This is a genomic window from Citrobacter sp. wls718 (genome assembly GCF_005280945.1).
GTDB lineage: Bacteria > Pseudomonadota > Gammaproteobacteria > Enterobacterales > Enterobacteriaceae > Citrobacter > Citrobacter gillenii.
Genome location: NZ_SZWV01000103.1, coordinates 84,979 through 93,645, shown reverse-complemented (window position 1 = coordinate 93,645; position 8,667 = coordinate 84,979). Strand labels below are relative to the sequence as shown.

4 protein-coding genes are annotated in these 8,667 nt (G+C 55.0%); 3 read left to right on the top strand and 1 reads right to left on the bottom strand.

Translation table 11 applies throughout. From position 1 onward, the window contains the following. Positions 1 to 278: 278 nt before the first annotated feature. Positions 279 to 4,241: a trifunctional transcriptional regulator/proline dehydrogenase/L-glutamate gamma-semialdehyde dehydrogenase gene (putA, locus tag FDW95_RS20450; protein ID WP_137363596.1), complete on the bottom strand. Its 3,963-nt coding sequence runs from the start codon at positions 4,239 to 4,241 to the stop codon at positions 279 to 281. A gap of 422 nt (positions 4,242 to 4,663) precedes the next feature. Here putA and putP point away from each other — a divergent pair, with 422 nt between their 5' ends. From putP to efeO, 3 genes are all read left to right on the top strand, one after another. Further along, positions 4,664 to 6,172, top strand: coding sequence for a sodium/proline symporter PutP (gene putP, locus FDW95_RS20445; RefSeq protein ID WP_096757603.1), 1,509 nt, complete (start codon positions 4,664 to 4,666; stop codon positions 6,170 to 6,172). A 742-nt stretch (positions 6,173 to 6,914) separates the two neighbouring features. Beyond that, the gene (efeU, locus tag FDW95_RS20435; protein WP_115258894.1) at positions 6,915 to 7,748 is read left to right on the top strand and encodes an iron uptake transporter permease EfeU; all 834 of its coding nucleotides are present in this window, start codon (positions 6,915 to 6,917) and stop codon (positions 7,746 to 7,748) included. Between the two features lie 58 nt (positions 7,749 to 7,806). Continuing rightward, a partial coding sequence (gene efeO, locus FDW95_RS20430) for an iron uptake system protein EfeO (protein ID WP_249359262.1) occupies positions 7,807 to 8,667 on the top strand: 861 nt, incomplete at its 3' end.

Genomic DNA, 8,667 nt, shown 5'->3' with positions numbered 1-8,667 from the left:
ATGCGGGCAGAGGGGACGGCCTGCAGGGATGCAGGCTCGGCCCCGACCCGACAGTCAGACGGAATAAGACGAATAACTCGCGTAGCGACGATTTTCCCGCCGGGAGCCTGGGTTGCAAGGGAGGCGGCGGTGAGCCTCCCTTGCACGTTCACGGGTATCTGCACTTCAGAGAAATAATACCGCTGAGGTGAACGGAACCCTGAGCAAGAATCACATGTTCACCCTACATGCTTAACTGAATGGTATTGCCGTTACCGGAGCCTTAATTAACCATACCCTTAGCCGATTGTCATCAGGCTGGCGTTACCGCCAGCAGCAGCGGTGTTGACGCTCAATGAGCGTTCAATATACAGCCGCTCCAGCAGGATATTGCTCTCACCACGGGCAAAGCCTTGTACCGAGACAATTGCGCCATCCCGTGCGGCAACCGCCTCGCATAACGCGCGCAGTTGATCGGAATCACCGTGGAAGATAACGGCATCGAACGGTTGTACGGTCAGATTATCCGCTTTGGCAAACTGGATGCGCCCGGAAAGAGCGGCAGGCAGACGTTTTGCCAGATCGCGGTGGAAAGCATCATCCGGCCACAGGATGAGACTGCCCACGGAAGCCACGGCGGCGACCTGAACCAGTGCGTCCTGTTCGTTATCGGCAATACACAGAACGCGATCGCGAGGTAACAGCGTCCAGGTGTTGCGCTCGCCGGTAGGGCCAGGCAACAAACGCTGGGTTCCGGCCTGCGCCAGTTCAGCAAACTGTTGGCACAGGGTCTGCAACGCCGGGCGATCGGCTGCCCATTCGGTGAGGGCGTCCAGCGGCTGGATCAGCGCCGCCTTGAGCTGTGCATCGACAGGGTAATCGGCATCCTGGCGCGCCAAGGTGATGCTTAGTGCATTTTCCGGACGGTTAGCCAGCAGACGGTACAGATACAGCGGACCGCCGGCTTTCGGTCCGGTGCCTGACAAGCCTTCGCCGCCGAAGGGCTGCACGCCGACCACCGCGCCAACCATATTACGGTTGACGTACAGGTTACCCACGTGTGCGGAGCCGGTGACCTGAGCGATGGTTTCATCAATACGGGTATGCACACCCAGCGTCAGGCCGTAGCCGGAAGCATTGATTTGCTCAATCAGATTGCCCAGATTGCTGCGGGTGTAGCGTACGACGTGCAGCACCGGACCAAACACCTCTTTTTGCAGTTCGTCGAAGCTCTCCAGCTCAATCAGCGTCGGCGCAATAAAGGTACCGGTTTGCCATTCCCGCGCATCCTCGCTGTTTTCACGTGCAGCCTGGAATACCGGACGTCCCTTGGCGCGCATGGCCTGAATGTGGCGCTCAATATTGGTTTTGGCCTCATCGTCAATAACCGGCCCAATGTCAGTGGTCAGGCGGCCCGGATTGCCCATCCGGCATTCGGCCATCGCGCCGCGCAGCATTTTCAGTGTGTGCTCGGCGATGTCATCCTGCAGGCACAGGACGCGCAGTGCCGAGCAGCGCTGTCCGGCGCTGTCAAAGGCGGAGGCCAGCACATCAACGACCACTTGCTCCGTCAGCGCCGAGGAGTCGACGATCATCGCGTTCATTCCACCGGTTTCGGCGATCAGCGGGATCGGACGGCCTTGCGCGTCAAGACGGCGAGCAATATTACGTTGTAACAGCGTGGCGACTTCCGTTGAACCGGTGAACATCACGCCGCGTACGCGCTCATCGGACGTCAGCTGTGCCCCGACGGTTTCACCCTGGCCGGGCAACAGTTGTACCACGCCTGGCGGCACGCCAGCTTCCAGTAAAATGGCGATCCCCTGGGCGGCAATCAGCGGTGTCTGTTCTGCAGGTTTTGCCAGCACGCTATTGCCTGCAGCCAGCGCGGCGGCAATTTGCCCGCTGAAGATGGCCAGCGGGAAGTTCCACGGGCTGATACAGACCACCGGGCCGAGCGGACGATGGGTTTCGTTATCAAAATCATCGCGGACTTGCCCGGCGTAATAATGCAGGAAGTCGACCGCTTCACGCACTTCGGCAATGGCGTTGCTAAAGGTTTTACCTGCTTCGCGAACCAGAATGCCAATCAGTTGCTGCATCTGGCCTTCCATCAGAACGGCGGCGCGATGCAGAATAGCGGCGCGCTCCTGCGGCGGCGTTGCGAACCAGATCGGCGCATTATTTACCGCGCTTTGTAACGCTTGCTCCACTTCATTCGGGGAGGCTTCACGCACGTAGCCCACAATATCTTTCGGCTCCGCTGGGTTAATTACCGGCGTCATTTGTCCGTCAGTCACCGGATGCTCCAGCATCGGTTTCGCGTGCCATTTTTGCAGTGCGCTGTTGAGCAGGGCAGAGGACAGCGAGGCCAGGCGATGTTCGTTCGCCAGATCCAGTCCGCCTGAGTTTTCGCGTCCCTTGCCGTACAGGTCGCGTGGCAGCGTAATCTTCGGATGCGGTAGACCCGCCAGGCCTTCCTGCTGCGCCAGTTTTTCTACGGCTTCGACCGGGTCGGCGACCAGTTCATCCAGCGGCAGGGTGGTGTCGGCAATACGGTTAACGAACGAGGTATTCGCGCCGTTTTCCAGCAGCCGACGCACCAGGTACGCCAGCAGCGTTTCATGGGTCCCTACCGGTGCGTAAATACGGCATGGGCGGTTCAGTTTGCCATCGGCAACTTTGCCGGTAACCTGCTCGTACAGGGGTTCACCCATGCCGTGCAGGCACTGGAACTCGTACTGTCCGGGATAATAGTTCTGACCCGCTAACTGATAAATGGCCGCCAGCGTATGGGCGTTATGGGTGGCAAATTGCGGGTAGATCAGATTCGGCACGGCAAGCAGTTTTTTGGCGCAGGCCAGATAGGAAACGTCGGTGTAGACCTTACGGGTATACACCGGATACCCTTCCAGACCGTCCATCTGGGCGCGTTTAATTTCGCTGTCCCAGTATGCGCCTTTTACCAGGCGGATCATCAGGCGACGGCGGCTGCGCGTGGCCAGATCAATCAGATAATCAATCACGTACGGACAGCGTTTCTGGTAGGCCTGGATGACAAAACCAATCCCGTTCCAACCCGCCAGCTCAGGTTCGAAGCACAGTTTTTCCAGCAGATCGAGGGAGATTTCCAGGCGGTCTGCTTCTTCGGCGTCAATATTGATGCCAATGTCGTACTGACGCGCCAGCAGGGTGAGCGACTTCAGGCGTGGATAAAGCTCGTCCATTACGCGATCGTACTGCGCACGGCTGTAGCGTGGGTGCAGCGCCGACAGCTTGATCGAAATCCCCGGCCCTTCATAAATGCCGCGTCCATTAGACGCTTTACCAATCGCGTGGATAGCCTGCTGGTAAGACACCATATAGGCCTGCGCGTCAGCGGCGGTCAGTGCGGCTTCTCCCAACATGTCGTAGGAGTAGCGGAAACCTTTGTCTTCCAGCTTCCGTGCGTTAGCCAGTGCTTCGGCGATGGTTTCCCCGGTGACGAACTGCTCCCCCATCAAGCGCATCGCCATATCGACGCCTTTGCGGACCAGCGGCTCGCCGCTCTTACCGATGATGCGGTTCAGCGAGCGCGAGAGGCTGGCTTCGTTATGTGTGGAGACCAGGCGTCCGGTAAACAGCAGTCCCCAGGTTGCCGCATTGACGAATAACGACGGGCTGCGTCCAATGTGCGACTGCCAGTTACCGTTGCTAATTTTGTCGCGGATCAGCGCATCGCGCGTGGCTTTGTCGGGAATACGCAGCAGGGCTTCCGCCAGGCACATCAGCGCAACACCTTCCTGAGAGGACAGCGAGAACTCTTGCAAGAGTCCCTGTACCATGCCGGCGCGACCGCTGGCGGTTTTCTGGTTACGTAGTTTGTCGGCTAACTGATATGCCAGCTTATGAGCCTGTTCAGCGATCGGTTGCGGCAGGCGCGCCTGTTCCATCAGCATCGGTACGGCGTCGGTTTCTGCACGACGATACGCGGCGGTGATCGCCGCCCGGGAAACAGACTGAGGCAGGATCTGCTCGGCAAACTCGAGGAAAGGCTGGTGAGTTTCATTCTGGTATGCCGAGGCGTCATCACCTTCATTGGCTGCACCCGCCAGTAGGGCAGGCAGCTCAGGCAGGGCATCGTCATTTTCCAGTCTTTCGAGATAATTAAAGATGGCTTGTTTGATCAGCCAATGCGGCGTGCGATCGATTCGTGTTGCGGCTGTTTTAATACGCTCGCGTGTGGCGTCGTCCAGCTTAACCCCCATCGTGGTGGTTTCCATGCCGTTTACTCCTGTTGTGCTGAAATACGGGACTGATAGTTACTGAGAAATATCCACTATGTTGCAACTTTGTGCAACCATGTTAAATGTGACTTGGTTTGCAAGCTTGAAAATGAATGAAATGTTAATAAATGTGGTGTTTGTTGGGGTGTCTGTAAAAAATACGAGCGCTTTTTCTCTGCGGCAGTTAACACTTTTTAAAGGTGCAACCGCGAAAAGTGTGAGAGAGTGCAACCTCCAGAAAAATGCTATCTACTCGAGATCAAAATTGATGTAAATGGTGTGTTAAATCGATTGTGAATGATCCTTGCTTCCGGCAGGATACGGTCGCCCAGGTCAACATAGATATCTTTGCCACGTTCCGGCAGGGTAATAAAACGGCAAGCCACGGCATTGTCGATACATAATTTTGGAGAGTTTTGATGGCTATTAGCACACCGATGTTAGTGACATTCTGTGTCTATATTTTTGGCATGTTGTTGATTGGGTTTATTGCATGGCGTTCAACCAAAAACTTTGATGATTACATTCTGGGTGGACGCAGCCTGGGGCCGTTTGTCACCGCGCTTTCCGCCGGGGCATCCGACATGAGCGGCTGGCTGCTGATGGGGCTGCCGGGGGCGATTTTCTTGTCGGGGATTTCAGAAAGCTGGATCGCCATCGGCCTGACATTAGGCGCATGGATCAACTGGAAGCTGGTGGCCGGACGTTTACGCGTACACACCGAGTTCAATAATAATGCTCTGACGCTACCGGATTACTTTACCGGTCGTTTTGAAGATAAAAGCCGCGTGCTGCGTATTATTTCCGCGCTGGTTATTCTGCTGTTTTTCACCATCTATTGTGCTTCAGGGATTGTTGCAGGGGCGCGTCTGTTCGAAAGCACCTTCGGCATGAGTTATGAAACAGCGCTGTGGGCGGGTGCGGCAGCGACGATTATCTATACCTTTATTGGTGGTTTCCTGGCCGTCAGCTGGACCGATACCGTGCAGGCCAGCCTGATGATTTTTGCTCTGATCCTGACGCCGGTGATGGTGATTATTGGCGTCGGCGGCTTTGAAGACTCGCTGGAAGTGATCAAACAAAAGAGCATTGAGAACGTGGACATGCTCAAAGGCCTGAACTTTGTCGCCATTATTTCCCTGATGGGCTGGGGGCTGGGTTACTTCGGTCAGCCGCACATCCTGGCGCGCTTTATGGCGGCAGATTCTCACCATAGCATCGTGCATGCACGTCGCATCAGCATGGCGTGGATGATCCTGTGTCTGGCGGGCGCGGTGGCCGTTGGTTTCTTCGGTATCGCCTACTTCAATAACAATCCGGCACTGGCCGGTGCGGTGAACCAGAACGCCGAGCGGGTGTTTATTGAACTGGCGCAAATCCTGTTCAACCCGTGGATTGCCGGTATTCTGCTGTCGGCTATCCTTGCGGCGGTGATGTCGACGCTGAGCTGCCAGCTGCTGGTGTGTTCCAGTGCCATTACGGAAGATTTGTACAAAGCGTTCCTGCGTAAAAATGCCAGCCAGAAAGAACTGGTGTGGATTGGTCGCGTCATGGTACTGGTAGTCGCGCTGATCTCTATTGCTCTGGCGGCTAACCCGGAAAACCGCGTTCTCGGTCTGGTGAGCTACGCCTGGGCTGGCTTTGGTGCGGCATTCGGACCGGTGGTGCTGTTCTCCGTACTGTGGTCGCGTATGACCCGTAACGGTGCGCTGGCGGGGATGATCATTGGTGCGGTTACGGTTATCGTCTGGAAACAGTTCGCCTGGCTGGGCCTGTATGAAATCATCCCGGGCTTTGTGTTCGGCAGTATTGGTATCGTGGTGTTCAGCTTGCTGGGTAAAGCACCTTCAGCCGCAATGCAAAAACGCTTTGCTGAAGCTGATGCGCATTATCATTCTGCACCGCCGTCACGTTTACAGGTTGAGTAATCTACTTATTGCTTCTACAGCCCGCCGCGTGCGGGCAATGCCGTTCAGTTAACGACTAGTTTCAGAAGGCATCAAGATGTGCTGGCGGAGGCAATGAATATGCTATCTCAGAGAAAGGTTCCGTTCACCTCATGCTCATCGTTTTTCTGAAGCACCGATTCCTGTGAACGTGTAAAGGGCGTTCTCCGCCACGCCCTTTACAATCCCGGCTCCCGGCAGGAAAATTGTTGCTTCGCAATCCCCTCCGCTTATTCCTCCAGGCTATCGGGCCGGGCGCGAGGTAGCGTCCCTGCAAAACGCGCCCTGAGCCAGCATCCATGCTGGCTCTCCCGGCCTTACGGAAACACGTCGGCAATTTTCAGCCGGACCAGCCCACAACTGACCACCTGCGCTTTTACTTGAATATCTCTGAACAGCAAAACGGATATAGCTGAAAGCCAGAGAGCTGAAGCGACACCCTGGTCCGGCTGAAAATCGATGAGGCGTTGATGGCTGAACGGAAACTTATTCAGGGTAAAATGTTCTCCATACATGCTCAACTGAACAATATAGCGCCGCGTGCGGGCTTTTTATGCCGCTTCGCAAAATCACAGTAACCCTTATCAGACTAACTGTTTACATTAAGTCATCATTCTCAAAACATTCTTCTTGAGTTTTTATTTTCTGTAATGATAATCACTATCACTGTAATTTACTTTTCTTTTCACGAGTTGACTGAGAATAACGTTTAAGGGTGCTTCGCATGTTTGTTCCATTTCTGATTATGTTGCGCGAAGGCCTAGAGGCCGCGCTGATTGTCAGCCTGATAGCCAGTTACCTGAAACGGACTCAGCGCGGTCGCTGGATTGGCGTAATGTGGATTGGTGTTCTACTGGCGGCGGCGCTATGCCTGGCACTGGGGATTTTCATCAATGAAACTACCGGTGAATTTCCGCAAAAAGAGCAGGAGCTGTTTGAAGGGATCGTGGCAGTGATTGCCGTGCTGATCCTCACATGGATGGTCTTCTGGATGCGTAAAGTTTCGCGCAACGTCAAAGTTCAACTGGAGCAGGCGGTCGATAACGCGTTACAGCGTGGCAATCATCACGGATGGGCGCTGGTGATGATGGTCTTTTTTGCCGTCGCTCGTGAAGGCCTGGAGTCGGTTTTCTTTCTGCTGGCCGCCTTTCAACAGGATGTGGGGATCTGGCCACCGGTTGGGGCGATGCTGGGACTGGCAACGGCCGTCGTTCTGGGCTACCTGATATATCTCGGCGGGATCAGACTGAATCTCGGGGCCTTCTTCAAATGGACCAGCTTGTTCATTTTGCTGGTGGCCGCAGGTCTTGCCGCCGGAGCCATTCGCGCGTTCCACGAAGCCGGGTTATGGAATCATTTCCAGGATGTGGCATTTGATCTGAGCAGCGTGCTGCCGACGCACTCGCTGTTTGGCACGCTGATGGAAGGGATTTTTGGTTACCAGGAAGCGCCAAGTGTCAGTGAGGTTGCCGTCTGGTTTATCTACCTGATCCCGGCACTGATTATGTTTGCATTACCGCCTCGTTCAGGCTCTACGGCGTCTCGTACTGCACCCTGATAACAACGCGACGCAGAATATCATTTAGTTACAACATACTTATTTATAGGGATAGGTCATGACGATTAACTTTCGCCGTAGTGCGCTGCAGCTGGGTATGGCTGCGCTGTTTACTTCTGCTTTTGCCTCACACGCCGCAGATATTCCCAAGGTCAACGTCACGGTTAACGACAAACAGTGTGAACCGATGACAATCACGGTTAATGCCGGAAAAACCCAGTTCATTATCCAGAACCACAGTCAGAAAGCGCTGGAGTGGGAAATCCTCAAAGGCGTGATGGTGGTGGAAGAGCGTGAAAATATTGCGCCGGGCTTTAGCCAGAAAATGACCGCCAACCTGCAACCTGGCGAATATGATATGACCTGCGGCCTGCTGACGAACCCGAAAGGGAAGCTGATCGTCAAGGGCAGCGCAACGGCAGATGCGGCACAGAGTGACGCCCTGCTGAGCCTGAGCGGTGCAATTACCGAATACAAAGCCTATGTAACCGCAGAAACCGCACAGCTGGTGGCGGGGACCAAAGCATTTACAGATGCCATTAAAGCCGGGGATATCGAGAAGGCTAAATCCCTGTATGCGCCGACGCGCCAGCATTATGAACGTATTGAACCGATTGCTGAGCTGTTCTCTGACCTCGATGGCAGCATCGATGCACGTGAAGATGATTACGAGCAAAAGGCCGCCGATCCTAAATTCACCGGCTTCCACCGTCTGGAAAAAGCGCTGTTTGGCGACAATACCACCAAGGGGATGGATAAATACGCCGACCAGTTGAACACCGATGTTATCGACCTGCAAACGCGCATCAGTGAACTGGCCTTCCCACCGTCTAAAGTGGTGGGTGGCGCGGCTGGGCTGATCGAAGAAGTCGCAGCCAGCAAAATCAGTGGGGAAGAAGATCGCTACAGCCATACCGAT

Excerpts from the sequence above, each read along its gene's own strand:
- putP (WP_096757603.1), top strand. The coding sequence starts at position 4,664 with ATGGCTATTAGCACACCGATGTTAGTGACATTCTGTGTCTATATTTTT.
- efeU (WP_115258894.1), top strand. The coding sequence starts at position 6,915 with ATGTTTGTTCCATTTCTGATTATGTTGCGCGAAGGCCTAGAGGCCGCG.
- putA (WP_137363596.1), bottom strand. The coding sequence starts at position 4,241 with ATGGAAACCACCACGATGGGGGTTAAGCTGGACGACGCCACACGCGAG.